This is a genomic window from Nitratireductor sp. J20-h4, assembly GCF_056780505.1.
In genome coordinates, this window is the sequence record NZ_JBQUVI010000001.1 from 108,084 (window position 1) to 125,631 (window position 17,548).

The 17,548-nt window shown below is 60.2% G+C and carries 15 protein-coding genes and 3 pseudogenes; 16 read left to right on the forward strand and 2 right to left on the reverse strand.

Annotated features, from left to right (window positions below; translation table 11 throughout):
* The first annotated feature begins 4 nt into the window (after positions 1-4).
* From ACT2B0_RS22005 to ACT2B0_RS22060, 12 genes and pseudogenes are all read left to right on the forward strand, one after another.
* A complete protein-coding gene (locus tag ACT2B0_RS22005; protein WP_473466517.1) occupies positions 5-1,078 on the forward strand; it encodes a branched-chain amino acid ABC transporter permease in 1,074 nt (357 codons plus the stop codon).
* 5 nt (positions 1,079-1,083) lie between these two features.
* A complete protein-coding gene (locus ACT2B0_RS22010) occupies positions 1,084-1,902 on the forward strand; it encodes an ABC transporter ATP-binding protein (protein ID WP_348195834.1) in 819 nt (272 codons plus the stop codon).
* A gap of 34 nt (positions 1,903-1,936) precedes the next feature.
* Entirely contained in the window at positions 1,937-3,181 is a 1,245-nt protein-coding gene (locus tag ACT2B0_RS22015; RefSeq protein WP_348195833.1) for an ABC transporter substrate-binding protein, read from the forward strand.
* An 82-nt stretch (positions 3,182-3,263) separates the two neighbouring features.
* On the forward strand, positions 3,264-4,514 hold the full coding sequence (locus ACT2B0_RS22020) for an ABC transporter substrate-binding protein (protein ID WP_473466520.1): 1,251 nt from the start codon (positions 3,264-3,266) through the stop codon (positions 4,512-4,514).
* Positions 4,515-4,604: 90 nt separating this feature from the next.
* Positions 4,605-5,381, forward strand: coding sequence for an enoyl-CoA hydratase/isomerase family protein (locus ACT2B0_RS22025; RefSeq protein WP_446236241.1), 777 nt, complete (start codon positions 4,605-4,607; stop codon positions 5,379-5,381).
* 11 nt (positions 5,382-5,392) lie between these two features.
* Complete coding sequence (locus tag ACT2B0_RS22030) at positions 5,393-6,175, forward strand: enoyl-CoA hydratase/isomerase family protein (protein WP_473466523.1); 783 nt, start codon at positions 5,393-5,395, stop codon at positions 6,173-6,175.
* A gap of 44 nt (positions 6,176-6,219) precedes the next feature.
* Positions 6,220-6,978, forward strand: a complete 759-nt coding sequence (locus ACT2B0_RS22035) for an electron transfer flavoprotein subunit beta/FixA family protein (protein WP_348195829.1) — start codon at positions 6,220-6,222, stop codon at positions 6,976-6,978.
* Positions 6,978-7,904, forward strand: coding sequence for an FAD-binding protein (locus tag ACT2B0_RS22040; protein WP_348195828.1), 927 nt, complete (start codon positions 6,978-6,980; stop codon positions 7,902-7,904). Before ACT2B0_RS22035 ends, ACT2B0_RS22040 begins: the two co-directional genes overlap by 1 nt.
* 437 nt (positions 7,905-8,341) lie before the next feature.
* Positions 8,342-9,443: pseudogene (locus tag ACT2B0_RS22045) on the forward strand (IS3 family transposase).
* A 183-nt stretch (positions 9,444-9,626) separates the two neighbouring features.
* A pseudogene (locus ACT2B0_RS22050) lies at positions 9,627-9,785 on the forward strand (transposase); the annotation flags it as partial.
* A pseudogene (locus ACT2B0_RS22055) lies at positions 9,760-9,975 on the forward strand (transposase); the annotation flags it as partial. The pseudogenes ACT2B0_RS22050 and ACT2B0_RS22055, both read left to right, overlap by 26 nt.
* Positions 9,976-10,381: 406 nt before the next feature.
* Positions 10,382-11,539 (forward strand): acyl-CoA dehydrogenase family protein, encoded by a 1,158-nt coding sequence (locus ACT2B0_RS22060; protein ID WP_473466526.1) that lies wholly within the window; start codon positions 10,382-10,384, stop codon positions 11,537-11,539.
* Positions 11,540-11,564: 25 nt separating this feature from the next.
* On the opposite strand, the gene ACT2B0_RS22065 is transcribed toward ACT2B0_RS22060, so the two are convergent.
* Both ACT2B0_RS22065 and ACT2B0_RS22070 read right to left on the reverse strand, forming a co-directional pair.
* Positions 11,565-12,731: a CaiB/BaiF CoA transferase family protein gene (locus ACT2B0_RS22065; RefSeq protein ID WP_473466528.1), complete on the reverse strand. Its 1,167-nt coding sequence runs from the start codon at positions 12,729-12,731 to the stop codon at positions 11,565-11,567.
* 4 nt (positions 12,732-12,735) lie between these two features.
* Positions 12,736-13,893 (reverse strand): CaiB/BaiF CoA transferase family protein, encoded by a 1,158-nt coding sequence (locus ACT2B0_RS22070; protein ID WP_473466531.1) that lies wholly within the window; start codon positions 13,891-13,893, stop codon positions 12,736-12,738.
* Positions 13,894-13,990: 97 nt separating this feature from the next.
* On the opposite strand from ACT2B0_RS22070, the gene ACT2B0_RS22075 reads away from it, so the two are divergent.
* The 4 genes from ACT2B0_RS22075 to ACT2B0_RS22090 are packed head-to-tail and all read left to right on the forward strand — an operon-like array spanning position 13,991 to position 17,548.
* Positions 13,991-14,368 (forward strand): Zn-ribbon domain-containing OB-fold protein, encoded by a 378-nt coding sequence (locus ACT2B0_RS22075; protein WP_473466534.1) that lies wholly within the window; start codon positions 13,991-13,993, stop codon positions 14,366-14,368.
* Between the two features lie 3 nt (positions 14,369-14,371).
* Entirely contained in the window at positions 14,372-15,523 is a 1,152-nt protein-coding gene (locus ACT2B0_RS22080; protein WP_375197942.1) for an acetyl-CoA acetyltransferase, read from the forward strand.
* A gap of 22 nt (positions 15,524-15,545) precedes the next feature.
* Complete coding sequence (locus ACT2B0_RS22085; RefSeq protein ID WP_375197941.1) at positions 15,546-16,403, forward strand: MaoC/PaaZ C-terminal domain-containing protein; 858 nt, start codon at positions 15,546-15,548, stop codon at positions 16,401-16,403.
* Between the two features lie 11 nt (positions 16,404-16,414).
* Positions 16,415-17,548 (forward strand): CaiB/BaiF CoA transferase family protein, encoded by a 1,134-nt coding sequence (locus ACT2B0_RS22090; protein WP_473466538.1) that lies wholly within the window; start codon positions 16,415-16,417, stop codon positions 17,546-17,548.

Sequence of the window (17,548 nt, forward strand, 5' to 3'; positions counted from 1 at the left end):
TTGAATGTTCTACCGCCTTTCTGGTGTGTATCACACCAATTACATCTCGGACAGCCGTATTTACAAGGTTCCCGCTGACCGGAACCTGGCTCTGACCTTCCTTATACTTGGCGTGGCCGCGCCGTTTATCGCTCCGGCGCTATACGTTAACAGCTACATGTTGCCTTGGCTTATCTGGACTTCGGCGGCGCTTGGGTTGAACCTTGTGACCGGCTGGGCGGGACAGCTGCATTTGGGTTACGCGGCGGTCATGGCGGTGGGCGCATATTCGGCGATCCACGCAGCCCGCTTTGGGGTGCCGTGGGAATTCGCGCTGATCATCGGCGGGCTTTCCGCTTCGGTAATTGGCAGCTTGTTCGCGTTCGCGGCATTGCGGGCCAAGGGCCTCTATCTTGCACTGACGACATTGGCCATGCAGTTCATCATGGACTGGGTGCTGACGCACTCCCCGGCGATTTCGGGCGGTTCGCATGCCTCACTGCAGGCGCCAACGCTGAAATTGCTTGGCCAGGAAATCACGTCGGATACAGGTCTGTACTATGTGGCGCTCGCATGGTGTCTGTTGGTCACCATCTTCATGCTGAACCTCAAGCGCACCGGCCTTGGACGCGCCTTGGTTGCGGTTCGCGAAAAGGATTATGCAGCTGCCATTCTGGGCGTGTACAGCTTTTACTACAAAATCGTGGCGTTTGCGATGTCGTCCTTTATCGGCGGCGTTAGTGGCGCCTTGCTCGTTGCGACCTTCTTCTTCCTGGCTGCACCGGAGCAGTTCTCGGTGGCGGTTTCAATCCAGGCTCTGGCGATGGTTATCGTTGGCGGTTTGGGGAGCATCATTGGATCCTATTTTGGTGTCGCGCTGATTCTCTTGGTTCCAGGACTGGTCAACGGGGTGGTGGTCGCCGCCTCTGAGCAGTTGGGGATGCAACTCAACGTCGAAACACTCGCGCATATCCCCAACGCTGTCTACGGCGCGCTGATTGTCATCATACTTCTAATCGAACCTCTTGGTCTTGGAAAACTCTACGGCAACATCCGGGATTACCTAATGGTTTGGCCGTTTGATCAGCTTAGGAAATAGAATTCATGTCGATGGAAGACCAGACTGTCGCCGAGCCCATTTTGTCGATGAACAGTGTCGAAGTGCTGTACGATAACGTTCTATTGGCAATCAAAGGCGTCTCGATCGAGGTTCCCAAGGGCAAGATGGTTGCTCTTCTGGGGTCAAACGGGGCGGGCAAAAGCACGACACTCAAGGCAATCAGCGGCCTGTTGAAAGCCGAGCGTGGTCATATCAGCCGCGGTGAGATCCGTTTTGGCGGAACCGTTATCACCGAGGCTCTCGCGCAAAAACGAGTGGAGATGGGCATTTGCCATGTCATTGAAGGCCGTCGCGTTTTCGAACATCTCACACCCGATGAAAACCTGATCGCCGCGGCGCCACTCGGCATGAGCAGGGCTGCGTTGAATGCGGAGAAAGACAGGATCTACAATTATTTTCCTCGACTGGCCGAGCGGCGCAACTCCTTTGCGGGATATCTGTCTGGTGGCGAACAGCAGATGCTCGCCATTGGCCGGGCTCTGGTGACGCAACCGGACCTGTTGATGCTTGACGAGCCGAGCCTTGGACTTGCCCCGTTCCTGGTGGCTGAGATCTTCGACATGATCAAGAAAATCAATCGGGAAGAGGGCTTGTCAGTTCTTCTTGTGGAGCAAAACGCACTCGCGGCGCTGGAGATCGTGTCCGACGGATACCTGATCGAGAACGGCCGAGTTGTCATGCATGACACGGCGGAGGCGCTCAAGTCGAACTCCGACATTCAGGACTTCTACCTCGGTGGCAAAGAGGGAAGCAATTTCCACAACGTGAAACATTACAGTCGGCGTAAACGGTGGTTGAGTTGACCGGGCGCCCCGGTCGTTTCTACGGGAGGTAAACATGAAACTACTCAGCAGTGCCGCATTTATTTCTACCATCGTCTTCGGGATGGCAATGTCCATACCTGCAGCTGCATTGGCCGAACCATTCAGGGTCGGTGTCTGCTACGATCTGAGCAAGGCCTATACCTTCGCAACGCCGCAGGTTGCTCAAGCCGCGAAAGATCTGGCAGCGCTTGTGAACCGCAAAGGCGGGATCGGAGGCGAGCCGGTTGAAGTGATCGTGCGCGATCACGGCAATGAACCGCAACGAGGCGTGGAATGCTACGAACAGTTGAGCCGCGAAGGAGTGTTTGTATTCGATACATTGTCGACACCCGTATCGCTTGCGGTTCTGCCGCGGGCAATGGAGGACGGACGCGTCCTCATGCAGTCCCTTGTTGGGCGGGGCGACGCGGTTGATGGGACTGTCTTCGATTGGGTCTATCCGATCGGGCCTACTTATTGGGGCCAAGCGGCAAATGACATTGCATATATTAAACAGCTGCATGACGGCGACTTATCGAATGTCAAGGTTGGCTTCGTTTATTTTGACTATCCTTTCGGCCAGGAGCCGATCGAGATTCTGAAGACGCTTTCCGAAAAGGAAGGTTTCGAGCTTCTGCTCTACCCGGTGCCGCTTCCCGGCAATGACCAGTCAGGTGTCTGGTCCAAGATACGCCGCGACAAGCCCGATCAGATTGTCGTCTGGATGCTTGGCGGTGCACATGTCGTCGCTTCAAAGGAAATGAAGCGGAACGGTATCCCGATGGACAAATATATCTCGGTCAACTGGCTGAACGAAGTAGATATCGCCAACATCGGCGCAAAGAACGCCATCGGCATCAAGCGCGGGACGAACGTGGTCGGCGGCCAGGACATACCGCTCTACAAGGAAATCATGGCCGAGCTCTATGATAAGGGCAACGGGAACGGTCCGATCGAAAAGACCCAAGACGTTTTCTATAATACAGGCCTCGCGATGTATTCGATCATGTTCGAGGCCGCGCGCAAGGCAGTTGAGCTGCAAGGGCTTCCCATAACGCCCGATTCCTACCGTGCCGGATTAGAGTCGCTACGAGGCTTTGATGCGAACGGATTGATGGCTCCGATCACCGTTACCGCGCAAGACCACGGAGGCGGCGGAGCAACAAGGATCGAAATGTGGGACGGCACAGCCTGGGTCCCACAGACTGACTGGCTTTCCGAATATTCGGATCAAGTTTGGGCGGTAGTAAAGGAAAGCTCATCGAAGTTCGGCAAATGATGCAGCATCAATTCAGCCTGTTCGGCGTCCGAAGGAGGAGATGCAGGGCGACCGGACAAAACCACAACCAGGGAGAAATGAAATGAAACTTCTGTCTACTGTTACTACGGCCGCCTTCGCCACGATGTTGGCGTTAGGGGCTACCGAGGCGTCCGCACAAGACAAAGAGCCGGTGCGTTTCGGCCTATGCTTCGATCTCAGCAAGTCCTATACCTTTATCTCTCCGCAGGTCGCACAGGCGGCGCAGGACTTGGCGAAGTACGTCAATTCAAATGGCGGTGTGGAAGGGCATCCTGTTGAGGTTGTCATTCGCGATCACGGTAATGAACCCCAGCGGGGCGTGGAGTGTTATGAACAGCTCAGGCGTGAAGGTGTTTCCATCTTCAACATGCTGTCGACTCCGGTGACGAATGCCGTATTGCCGCGGGTGATGAAGGATGGGAACATCCTGATGCAGTCCTTCGTCGGTCGCGGTGATGCCGTCGACGGCGAGGTGTTCAAGTGGATATTTCCTGTCGGTCCGACCTATTGGCAGCAGGCGGCAAACGATGTCGCCTTCATCAAGGGCCAGATGAACGGCGATCTGAGCAAGGCCAAGATCGGGTTCATTTACCTCGATTATCCCTTCGGCCAGGAACCCATCGAGATTCTCAAGACACTGGCCGAAAAGGAAGGATTCGAACTCGAACTCTATCCGGTTCCGCTGCCCGGTTCGGATCAGTCCGGCGCCTGGAGTAAAATTCGCCGCGACAAGCCCGACTATGTGATCAGCTGGCTGCTCGCCGGTGGTCACGTGGTTGCCGCGAAGGAAATGCGGCGAAACGGATACCCGATCGACCGTTATCTGTCGGTGAACTGGCTGAACGAAGTCGACATCAACAACATCGGTGCGGCCGACGCCAAGGGCATTCTCCGCGGGACCAACGTGGCCGGCGGCCAGGAAGTACCGATCGTGAAAACAATGCTCGAAACGTATTATGCGAAGGGTGAAGGTAGCGGCCCGGAAACCCTTGTCCGTGACGTGTATTACAACACCGGTATGGCGATCTATTCCGTCGGTTTCGAAGCCGTCCGTCTGGCCATCAAGCAGAACGGTTGGCCGGTGACGCCGGAGAGCATGAAGACCGCCTATGAATCGATCTCCGATTTCGACGGCAACGGGCTCATGGCTCCGGTCACGGTGACCGCATCCGATCACGGCGGTGGTGGCAAAACCCGTGTCGAGCAGTGGAACGGCGAGACCTGGGTTCCGCTGACCGATTGGAGCGCTGACTACACCGATGTGGTGTGGGAGGTTATCAAGGAAAGCTCCGCGAAGTTCACGGTCGAATAATACCAATCCTCCCCGCGGCCTTTGTGCCGCGGGGAGCCCCCCGGCTGTCCGCTGGCCGAAAGCGGTTCCCAGATCAAGATAGGCAGGAATATGAACCCGATCGAAGTGACGGTTGAAGAAGGGATTGCGACGGTTTGCATCAACCGTCCAGAGCGCAAGAATGCTCTTTCCGTGGCGGCCACCAACGGGCTGACCGAGGCTTGGGAAAGGGTCGAGGCCGACAATGCGATCCGCGTGGCGATTCTAACCTCTGCAGATTGCGGCGTGTTCAGCGCCGGGCTCGACCTTAAGGAAGCCACCCAGATCGCGCGCGACGAAGGCGTGGATATCCTGACCAAAATGCGCGATCCCTTTCACGAGACCATGCGTGCCTGCAAGAAACCGATCATCGCAGCGATGACCGGATCGCTGATGGCAGGCGGCATGATGCTGACCCTGAACTGCGATTTGCGTGTCGGTTTGAAGGGCACCAAGGTCGGCATTACCGAAGTCAAGATCGGCCGCGGTTCGCCCTGGGCGTCGCCGGCGCTGTCGATGCTGCCGCAACCCGTGTTGATGGAGATCGTCCTGACCGGCGACCTGTTTCCGATCGAGCGGCTGCACGAATACGGATTCACCAACTATATCGAAGATACGCCCGACGCCGTGCGCGCCCGCGCCCGGGATCTGGCAACGCGGATCGCCAAGGGCGCGCCATTATCGGTGATCGCCGCGAAGGCGAGCGTACGCGCCACAATGGATCTGGGCTGCGCGGGCGGCTTGGAAGAGGGCAAGCGCCTGCACGAAGTGGTCTATGCCAGCAATGACGCCATCGAAGGTCCCAAGGCCTTTGCCGAAAAGCGCGAGCCGGTGTGGACCGGAACCTGAAGGAGACCGCGATGAGCGAGCTGATGCGCCTGGACAGGGATGGCCCCATCGGCATTCTACGATTTCTCCAACCCGGGAAGCGGAACCCGTACAGCATTGCCTTTGTCGACGCGCTGATCGAGAACCTGCGCGAGGCTGATCGGGACGACGGCGTTCGCGCCGTGGTGATGACCGGCGGCGATCATTTCAGCAGCGGTGGCGATCTGGTCGGGTTTCAGTCGGAAATCGCCAAAGGGGCCAGGGCCACATCGGAAATGGTCGAAAAAGTCCACGATGGCGGGCGCGCCGCCTATCTCTTTCGCAAGCCCCTGATCGCGGCCGTGAATGGCGTTGCCTATGGGGCCGGATTGAGCCTTGCGCTGTCGGCCGACATTGTCGTTGCCGCAGAAGATGCGCGCCTCTGCGAGGTGTTTGCCCGTGTTGGAGGCTGTCCTGATACCGGGTCGAGCTGGTTGTTGCAGCAAAGGGCTGGCGCGGGCGTCGCCCGGATGCTGGTGCTGACGGGGCGTGAACTCGACGGGCGCGCGGCAAGAGAGCTTCGCGTGGTCGAGGAATGCGTTCCCTCGGGGCAGGTCGAAAGCCGCGCCGTGGAGATCGCCCGGGAGATTGCGGCGCATCCGATGTTCGGTGTGCAGACGGCCAAGCGCGTCATGCGCGCTTCGGCCGAGTGCAGCTACATCGAAGCGCTGGACATCGAGCGCGATACTCAAAGCGTTCTGCTTTGCGCGCATGACTTTCCAGAGGCCATGTTGGCTTTCTCGGAGAAAAGAAAACCAGAGTTCAAAGACCGCTGACACGGTCGAGGCCACATCAAGAGACTTATGGAGAGACCGCAGTTATGAAGGTGCTTGTGCCCGTCAAACGCGTGATCGATTACAACGTGAAGGTCCGCGTAAAGGCGGACGGATCGGATGTCGATCTTGCCAATGTGAAGATGTCAATGAACCCGTTCGATGAGATTGCCGTGGAAGAGGCGATCCGGTTGAAAGAGGCGGGAAAGGCGGAAGAGATTGTTGTCGTTTCCGTTGGTGTCAAGCAGGCGCAGGAAACGTTGCGTACCGCCTTGGCCATGGGTGCCGACCGGGCGATTTTGGTGGTTGCCGCCAAAGACGTTCATACGGATATCGAACCTCTGGCCGTTGCCAAGATCCTCAAGAGCATTATCGACGAAGAAAAGCCGGGAATCGTGCTGGCCGGCAAACAGGCGATCGACAATGACATGAATGCGACTGGCCAGATGCTTTCTGCATTGCTGGGCTGGAGCCAGGCGACTTTTGCCTCGAAGGTCGAGATAGACGGCAATCATGCGGTGGTCACCCGCGAGGTCGATGGCGGTCTGCAGGCGATCAAAGTGAAGATGCCGGCCGTCGTGACTGTCGATCTGCGCCTGAACGAGCCGCGCTATGCCTCACTGCCCAACATCATGAAGGCGAAGAAGAAGCATTTGGATGAAAAGACCCCGGAAGACTATGGCGTCGATGTAAGTCCGCGCCTCGAGGTCGTTTCGATAGCCGAGCCAAAGGCACGCAAGGGGGGCGAAATGGTCGACTCGGTCGACATGCTCGTTTCGAAACTCAAAGAGGCAGGAGCAATCTGATGGCAGTCCTACTACTGGCAGAAGTGAACAATGGCGAACTCGCCTTCGACGCTACGGCAAAGGCGGTTACCGCTGCCAAGGCGCTTGGCGATGTCACGGTGCTTTGCGCCGGCGCTTCGGCAGCTGCGGCGGGTGAAGCCGCGGCCAGGATCAACGATGTCGCCAAGGTGCTTGTGGCCGAAGATGCCTCGCTCGGGCACCGCCTAGCCGAACCGACAGCCGCTCTGATCACTTCATTAGCCGGTGACTTTTCCCATATTTGCGCACCGGCCACGACCGATGCCAAAAACATCATGCCCCGTGTGGCTGCATTGCTTGATGTCATGGTTATCTCAGATGTCTCCGGGGTCGTTGACGCCGATACATTCGAGCGCCCCATCTACGCAGGCAACGCAGTACAGACCGTGAGGTCAAAGGATGTAACCAAGGTTGTGACCTTCCGGACATCGACATTCGACGCTGCCGGCGATGGCGGCTCGGCGAGCATTGAAACAATCGGTGCCGCGCACAACCCAGAGCTATCTGAATGGGTTGAAGACAAGGTTGCCGAGAGCGACCGCCCTGAACTCACCTCGGCCGGCGTGGTCGTTTCCGGCGGTCGCGGTGTCGGCTCCAAAGACGATTTTGCGTTGATCGAGAGGCTGGCCGACAAACTGGGCGCCGCCGTCGGCGCGTCGCGTGCTGCAGTGGATTCGGGCTTTGCACCGAATGACTGGCAGGTCGGACAGACCGGCAAGGTGGTGGCTCCTGACCTCTATGTCGCAGTGGGCATTTCCGGCGCCATCCAGCATCTCGCGGGAATGAAAGACAGCAAGATTATCGTGGCGATCAACAAGGATGAAGAAGCGCCGATCTTCCAGGTCGCCGACTTCGGCCTCGCCGCAGACCTCTTTTCCGCTGTACCCGAACTGATCGAAAAGCTGTAAGTCCAGTTCCACTTCGAATATGAAAAGGCCCGCCATCCCGGCCTGTTTGGAAACGATTGGAGGCTCCGGCAAGACCGGGGCCTCTTTTGGTGTCAGAGTAAGCGCCCACCGGACCCGGTGTTTCGTCTTGCGGTGAGTTGCGCGACGTTCGCGTGCTGATTCTCGTTGCAGAATTGTTTGCCGTATAAGCCAAAGTCCAGACACGGAACGTAAGCTGTCATCAAGGCGGTGCCGGATTTGAGCTAATGGAATGAACTGCCTTCCCGCCGAGACGCAGCTATTGTCGCGCGTTTGGTGGAGAAGAAGGAGCATTCTGATGGATATCACGGTTCTTGGGATTGATCTGGGCAAGACGTGGTCTGCCTCCCGTGAATGCCCTCGAATCGGGTTAGAGTTTTCCGCGTCAGATTCCCTGGCTGGGAGGAGGAGCGGAAGCAATGAAGGCATCGCAGTTCACGGACGCGCAGAAGGCGTTCATCATCAAGCAGAGCGAGGATGGCACGCCGGTGGCGGAGATCTGCCGCAAGGCCGGGATCAGCCAGGCGACCTACTTCAACTGGAAAAGAAATATTCCGGCATGATGCCGTCGGAGATGAAGCGGCTGCGTGAACTGGAGCATGAGAACGCCCGGCTGAAGAAGATCGTGGCGGACTTGAGCCTCGACAAGGAGATGCTGCAGGACGTCATCAAACGAAAAATCTGAGGCCTGGCCGGAAGAGAGCGCTGGTCGACGTGATGCGTGTCGAATGGGCGACCTCGATCCGCCGTGCCTGTGCGGCGATCCTGTTCGACCCGAAGACCTACCGATACAAATCCCGTCGGCCCGGTCAGGCCGCTCTGGAACAGCGGATCAAGGAGATTTGCCAGACCCGCGTGCGCTTCGGCTACCGGCGTGTGCACGTCCTGCTTCGGCGGGAGGGATGGCAGATCAATCAGAAGAAGACCTACAGGGTCTACAAGGAGTTGGGCATGCAATTGCGCAACAAGACGCCGAAGCGGCGCGTGAAGGCGAAGCTCAGAGACGATCGGCAGGAGGCAGTCGGTCCCAATGACGTCTGGGCCATGGACTTCGTGCACGACCAGCTGGCGACGGGCAGGAAGATACGGGTGCTGACGGTGGTCGATACCTTCTCGCGCTACTCACCGGCTCTCGATGCCAGGTTCAGCTACCGCGGCGAGGATGTGGTCGCCACGCTCGAGCGGGTGTGTTCGAGGATCGGCTATCCGAAGACGATCCGCGTCGATCAGGGCTCTGAGTTCATCTCCCGGGACCTGGACCTATGGGCTTACCAGCGCGGTGTCACGCTGGACTTCTCGCGACCGGGCAAACCGACCGACAACGCGTTCATCGAAGCGTTCAATGCCAGGCTGCGGGCGGAATGCTTGAACGCCCACTGGTTCCTGAGCCTTGCAGATGCGGCGGAAAAGTTGGAGGCTTGGCGTGGAGACTACAACGAGCAGCGGCCACACGGCGCGATCGGGAACAAGGTCCCGGCCGCGCTCATGAAATCGGCACACGCAGCCAGCCCGTGTTGCTGATCAAGGCCGGAAAACTCTAGCGCCCGCCGAGGGCGCATCGGGTAGCAGACCACAACGTGAACAGGACTAGCTTATGAATGGGGACAACTCGGGGAGCAGGTCAATACATACCCCCCGGAAATCGGACACTGACGTAAGCTACGATTTGTTGTCTGCTGGTCTTCGACGAGAAGGAGATCAGAGATGTCGAAACGCAAGCAGCATTCGCCGGACTTCAGGGCGAAGGTCGCCCTGGAAGCAGTAAAGGGCGAGGAGACGGTATCGGAACTGGCAAGCCGGTTCGGTGTTCACCCGACGATGATCCATCAGTGGAAGCGTGCGTTGCTCGAAGGCGCTTCGGGCGCGGGCCGACCGAAGCCGGAGATCGACGAGGATCAGGTCAACGGTTATGCAGGTTGCGGACGACTTGGGGATCGGATTATCGAGCCTGACGCGCTGGAAGCGGCAATACCGGGAAGCTGATTTGTTGGCCGGTCCGCACGAGGATACGGCCAAGGAACTGGCACGACTTCGCAAGGAGAACGAACTGGTCTGAAGAACGATCTTCCAGACCCGCACCGCCGCAGAACTGGCTCTTGGCCGACATATCGATGGCATTTTCAATCCACGTCGGCGGCATTCCGCTCTGGGATACGAATCGCCGGTATCATTCGAGGCCGAAATGGCCATCGCAGAGTGAAAGCCGCTCCACAAAATCCGGACAAGTCCAAACACATCAAGACCGGCGAAGGGGCATAATGTTATTTTCTACGGCGAACCGCGAGCACGGCGGGTGCTGAAGCCCAACAACTCGCGTGAGGACCTGCATGTCGCGAAAGCTCATTTCGCTGCCGATGAGAAAGCGCGTGACACGGCGTTTTCCACGGGTCAGGTCGGTTGCTGAAAAATTAAACATTTGTTAGATTTTTGCAAGCAACCGCAAACCTACGGGTTTCACAATGTCGCTGATCACGAATTCCTCGGCCTGGGCTTCGGACGAACACAGGATGTTCGCCGAAACGACGCGCAAGCTGTTCGACGCCGAGATGGCGCCGAATGTCGACAAATGGGCCGAACAGGGGATCGTCGACCGCGATTTCTGGCGCAAGGTTGGCGAACAGGGCGTCATGGGCGGTTCCATCGCCGAGGAATATGGCGGGTTCGGCGGCGGCATCGGTTTCGACGCGCTTACTGTCTACGAACAGGGGCGCACCGGCGACACCGGCTGGGGGTACGGTATCCAGAGCATCGTGATCCATTACCTGGACGCCTATGGCAGCGAAGAGCAGAAGAAGAAGTGGCTGCCCCGGCTGATCAGCGGCGAGAGCGTGGCGGCGATCGCCATGACCGAACCGGGAACGGGTTCGGACCTGCAAAACGTCCAGACCTATGCGGAGAAGGACGGCAATCACTACAAAATCAACGGCTCGAAGATATTCATCACCAACGGGCACACCGCCGACATCATCGTGATCGTGACCAAAACCGACCGCAGCGCCGGGGCCAAGGGCGTGTCGCTGATCGTGCTGGAAACCGAGGATGCCGAAGGGTTTCGCCGCGGGCGGAATCTGAAGAAACTCGGCATGAAGGGGTCGGATACGGCCGAGCTGTTCTTCGAGGATGTGCGGGTGCCGACGGCGAACCTGCTGGGCCAGGAGGAGGGGCAGGGGTTCTATCAACTGATGAAGCAACTGCCCTGGGAACGGCTGATGATCGGCATCACCGCGCTTGGCTTCATCGACTTCGCAATCGCCGAGACGGTGAAATACGTCCAGGACCGCAAGGCGTTCGGCAGCCGGATCATGGATTTCCAGAACACCCGGTTCAAGCTGGCGGAATGCAAGACGAAGGCCGAATTGCTGCGCAGCTTCGTCAATGACGGGATAGCCCGCCTGGAAACCGGCAGGCTGGATGCGGCTACCGCGTCGATGGCGAAATGGTGGGGCAGCCAGACCCAGAACGAGGTCATGCACGAATGCCTGCAACTGCATGGCGGCTATGGCTTCATGATGGAGTTCCCGATCGCACGGCTCTACGCCGACAGCCGGGTGCAGATGATCTATGGCGGCACCAACGAAATCATGAAGGAACTGATCGCGCGGTCGATCGACATCTGACCCGCGCCACCGGGCCGGTGCGGCGTCAGTCGTCGCCGGCCCCCAGGATCTCGGCGGTATGCTCGCCCAGGCGGGGCGCCGGGCGGTGGTCGGACCGCGCCGGTGTGGCCGAGAACCGTACCGGCGGGCGTGTCGCCCAGATCGTGCCCTCGCTGGGGTGGTCCAGCCGCTGAAAGAAGCCTGTCGCGGCAAGATGCGGATCGGCTGGCAGATCGGCGAGGTTTCGCACCGGCATCGCCGGGATGTCGGCCTGTTGCATCAGCTCCATCCATTCATCGGTGGTCCGGGTCGGTGCCAGTTCGGCCACCATGTCGTAGACCGCGCCGATATTGCGGCTGCGCGCATCCATGTCCGTCACCCAGGGATGATCGACCATGTCGGTGCGGCCGACCGCCTGGAAAAAGCGTGCCCATTGGACGTTGGTATAGGGCAGGATGGTGATGTAGCCGTCCCGTGTCTGCACTGGTCGGCGGTGCGGCACCAGCATACGGGCATAGCCGAAATCCTGCGGAGTCTCCTCGAACGTGGCACCGTCGAGATGCTCGACCAGAAGGAAGGAAGAAAGCGTTTCGAACATCGGCACTTCGACATGCTGTGCCTCGCCGGTGCGTTCGCGGTGAAACAGCGCCGCCATCACCGCATAGGCCGCGGTCACGCCGCCCAGCTTGTCGGCCAGGATTGTCGGCGCATAGGCAGGCGGCGCGTTGGGGTCGCGCAGGGCGGCAAGGCTGGCCAGTCCCGAAACCGACTGTACGATGTCGTCGAAGGCGGGCCGATCAGCATAGGGCCCGTCCTGGCCGTAGCCTGTGGCCGAAACGGTGATCAGGTTCGGGTTCTCGCGCCGCAGGGTTTCGGGGTCGAGAGACAGGCGCGCGAGCGCGGCGGGCCGGATGCTGGAAATCATCACATCCGCATCGGCAAGCAACCTGCGCAAGCGTCCCTGGTCGTTAGCGGTCTTCAGATCGAGAACGACGCTACGCTTGTTGCGGTTGGTGCCGAGAAAGGCCGCGCCCATCTTCTTGTTCCGCGACGGCTGGACCTGCCGCAAAAGGTCGCCCTCCGGGCTTTCGACCTTGATCACATCGGCACCTAGCTCGCCCAGCATCTGGGTCGCCAGCGGGCCGAACACCACCGAGGTCAGGTCGACGATCGTCACGCCATCGAGAATCGATGCCTTGGGTTCCGTTTTCATGGTCTCAGCGGTCCTTTCTGGACATCGCGCCGAATTCCGTCCGGATTGCCGCGCCATCCGCGTCGAAGCCGGGCGAGGGGCCGAGCGCCGGATTTCCCCCGCTTCGCCTGATCGGCGGCGCGGGCAGACGGATTTCGCCGGCGAACGACGCTATCGTCGCACGGTCGAGTTGGGGATGTTCGGACAAGGCCGCGACATCGTTGACCGCGCCATAGGCGATATCGGCTTGCGCAAGCAGATCGAGCATATCGGGGCGGTCATGCGCAGCAAAGGCGGCTTCGATCATCGGCTGAAGTATGCCCCGGTTGCTGTTGCGGCTGTCATTGCTGACAAAGCGCGGATCTGTCGCCAATTCTGGCCGTGAAAGCACTGCCGCGCAGAACCGCCCCCACTCTCGTTCATTCTGGATCGATATCACGATCTGTTCGCCGTCGCGGCAGGTATATGCGCCGTAGGGGCATATTACTGGGTGGCTGAGACCAACCCGAGGGGTTGGGCGGTCTGCGTAGTCGTGAAACACAAGGGGTACCGCCATCCAGTCTGCAAGCGTATCGAACATTGCAACCGAAACTCCGCTTCCCTTCCCTGTGCGGTTGCGTTCGAACAGTGCCTCGCAGATCGCGGCATGGGCCGTCATGCCGGTCGCGATATCGCAAACCGATACTCCCACCCGGCCGGGACCGTCTGGCGTACCGGTGACCGATGCCAGGCCGCTTTCGCATTGGATCAGAAGGTCATAGGCTTTGGCGTTCCGCATCGGTCCATCGGAGCCATATCCGGTGATGTCACAGGTGATCAGCCGTGGAAACCGTTCGCGAAGCGTCGCCGAATCGAGCCCGAACTTTTCCAGCGCTCCGGGTAGTAGGTTCTGGATGAACACATCGGCGCGTTCCAGCATCGCAAGCAGAAGCGCTCGGTCCTCGCCGGACTTGATGTCCAGAGCAACCGATTCCTTGCCGCGGTTCAGCCAGATAAAATAGGCGCTTTCGCCGTGTGCTGCGGTGTCGTAGCCGCGGGCGAAGTCGCCGGCCCCCTTGCGCTCGATCTTGATCACCCGGGCGCCGGCGTCGGCCAGCCGCGATGTGCAGAACGGCGCCGCGACGGCCTGTTCCAGCGCGACGATCAGCGTGCCCGCGAGAGGGCCCGAATTCGGAGGAGTCATAATCGTCTCACTTTCGGCAATACCGGGTTGAAAAAAATCTAACATCTGTTAGAAACAAGGTCAACACACTCGGATTGCAACCAAAAGAAGGGCAACAATGCAAGAAATTACCGGATCGGATCAGACATTCCGGCGCGCGCTGGCGAATGGCGAGATCGCGCTCCCAAAATGCGACAGTTGCGGAAAATTTCATTTCTTCCCGCGCGTCGTCTGTCCGCATTGCCATGAAACGGCGTTGTCCTGGCACAAGGCCAGCGGTTGTGGAGAGGTGCATACGACGACCGTAGTCCGACGCAGGTCCGAGCAGGGCGGGGATTACAACATTTGCATGGTCGAGCTGGAAGAAGGCGTGCGGATGATGAGCCGGGTCGAGGGGGTCGCGCCCGCGGATGTGGCGATCGGTATGGCGGTCACCGTCTATGTCGGCGAGATCGACGGAAAGCCTGCGGTGCTGTGCAGGCCGGTGGAGGGCTGAGCGATGACGGGAGAATTGCGGGGAAAGGCTGCCATCGTGGGCACCGGCCATGCCGGATTCGGCGAGGCGCATGGCCTGACCGCCTATGACATCATGGCCCAGGCGGGGCTGGCGGCGGTGGCCGACGCGGGACTGTCGCTGGCCGATGTCGACGGGCTGTTCTGCACCATGATGGAAGACAGCATGCCGGCGCTGATGGCGGCCGAGTATCTTGGTATCCAGCCGCGATTCGTCGATGGTACGATGACCGGCGGGTCGTCCTTCGTGAACTACTTGACCTCGGCGGCGATGGCGCTCGATGCGGGACTGTGCGACGTCGCGCTGATCGTCTATGGCTCGAATCAGAGAACCGCGTCGGGACGGCTGGTGACGGCCTCGCGCCCACCCGAATACGAGGCCCCGTACAAGCCGCGCTATCCGATCTCTGCCTATGCGATGGCCGCGGCCCGGCATATGTACGAATACGGCACCACCCGCGTGCAACTGGCCGAAGTGGCGGTGGCCGCGCGCGCCTGGGCGCGGCTCAATCCCGAAGCGTTCGATCGCGGCCCGCTGAGCCGCGAGGACGTGCTGGCCGCGCGCATGGTAGGCGACCCGCTGACTGTGCGCGACTGTTGCCTGGTGACCGACGGTGGCGGCGCGGTGGTGATGGTGCGCGCCGACCGTGCCAGGGATTGTCCGAAGCCGCCAGTCTATCTGTTGGGCAGCGCCGCAGCCAGTTCGCACCGGCAGATATCACAGATGCGGGATTTCAGCACTACGGCGGCCCGCGAATCCGGCGCGCGCGCCTTCGCGGCGGCCGGAGTGGCGCCGGGCGATATAGACCTGGTTGAGCTCTATGACGCGTTCACGATCAATACAATCCTGTTCCTGGAGGATCTCGGGTTCTGCGCCAAGGGCGAAGGGGGCGCCTTTGTCGAGGGTGGACGCATCGCCCCGGGCGGGGTGCTGCCGGTGAACACCAATGGCGGCGGGCTGTCCTGCGTGCATCCGGGGATGTACGGCATCTTTACCGTGATCGAAGCCGCGCGGCAGATCCGTGGCGACGCGCCCGGACAGCAGCTAGAGAATATCGACCTGGCGCTTGCCCACGGCAATGGCGGCGTTCTGTCCAGCCAGGTCACGGCGATCTTGGGATCGGGAAACACGTTGTAGGGCGTTCCAGGGAGGAAGAAACATGCCGCTGGATTTCGAGGCGCTTTCGAATTGGGATTTCGAGGAAATCGAACAGACGCTGAGCGAAAGAGACACGATTCTCTATGCGCTCGGGCTGGGTTTCGGCGAAGACCCTACCGACAGGAAGGAGTTGGCCTATGTCTACGAGGACGGGCTGAAGGCGGTGCCGTCCATGGCGGTCACGATGGGCTATCCGGGGTTCTGGCTGCGCGACCCGAGAACCGGCGTGAACTGGCAGAAGGTTCTGCATGGCGAGCAGTGGCTGGACATCTACAAGCCGCTGCCGGTGAAGGGCAATATCGTCGGCCGCAGCAAGATCGACTTCATCTCCGACAAGGGCGAGGGCAAAGGCGCCGTCATCTATCAAAGCCGCGAAATCATCGACGCCGATACCGGCGAAAAGCTGGCTCGCGTAGCGATGTCGGCCTTTTGCCGTGGTGACGGCGGCTTCGGCGGGGAAAACTGCCCCGGACCGACGCCTGCCGAGCTGCCCGACCGCGCACCCGATCATGTCTGCGACATCGAAACGCTGCCTCGGCAGGCGCTGATCTATCGGCTCAGCGGCGATTACAACCCCCTGCACGCCGACCCCGACGTAGCACGCTCGGTCGGGTTTGACCGGCCGATCCTGCATGGGCTGGCCACCTATGGCTTGGCGGCGCGCGCGATCCTCAAATCGCTGCTGGACTACGACGCCAGCCGTCTCGTCGGGCTGGATGTGCGGTTCTCGGCGCCGGTCTATCCGGGTGAAACCGTGCGGTTCGAGATCTGGGAAGACGGGGGCGAGGCCCGGTTCCGTGCCTCGGTCCCTGTACGCGAGGTGGTGGTCCTGAACAACGGGGCCGCCAGGTTCGCGTGAGGGCGGGAAAAATGCAGCCGCTCGACGATATCCTGGTGCTCGATTTCAGCACCCTTCTTCCGGGTCCGATGGCGACGCTGATGTTGGCCGAGGCCGGCGCTGAGGTAATCAAGTTCGAGCGCCCCGGTACAGGCGAGGGCGCGCGCCATACGAATCCCAAATTAAATGGTGAAAGCATCGGCTTTGCCGTGCTGAACCATGGGAAGCGATCGGTAGCAATTGATCTGAAGGCAGAGGGCGCGGTGGAATCGCTGCGCCCCCTGATCGAGAAGGCCGATGTGCTGGTCGAACAGTTCCGCCCGGGCGTCATGGATCGGCTAGGGCTGGGGTATGACACCCTTCGCCGGATCAATCCGGGGCTCATCTATTGCTCGATCACCGGATATGGCCAGACCGGGCCAAAGGCGGCGTCCGCCGGGCACGATCTGAACTATGCAGGCGATTCGGGCTTACTGTCGCTCAGCCGGGGCCCCGACGATAATCCGACGATGCCATCTGGTCTGATCGCCGATGTTGGCGGCGGCACCTATCCAGCCGTGATGAACATCCTGCTCGCGCTTCGGGCTCGCGACCGGAACGGGCAGGGGATCCATCTGGATATCGCGATGGCCGAGGGCGCCTTTGCCTTTGCTTATTGGGCTCATGCCGAAGGCGTGATCGCTGGCCAGGACATAGACAGCGGCGGCAGTCGGCTGACAGGCGGGCTTGCGCGCTACCGGCTCTATACTGCGGGCGACGGACGGCAGGTCGCGGTTGGCGCGCTGGAAGAGAAATTCTGGCAGGCCTTCTGCGACGTGATCGGCCAGCCGGTCGATCTGCGCGACGATTGGGTTGATCCGGAAACCTGCGCCGCAGAAGTGGCGCGGCGTCTGGCAGAGAGGCCTTCGTCCGATTGGGCGCCGCTTCTGGAGGAGGCGGATTGTTGCTGTACGGTTGTGAAAACCCCTGCCGAGGCCGCCGCAGACCCGCATTTCGCGGCGCGCGGGGTGTTCGGCCGGAAGCTGGCGATTGCCGGCACCAAGGTATCGGCCCTGCCATTGCCAATCGCCCCCGGATTTCGTGGTCCGGCGGATCAAATCGGTCGCGCGCCATCTTTGGGAGAAGACAATGCGCGCCATGGTGTGGTGGAACTTGAGCCGAAATGA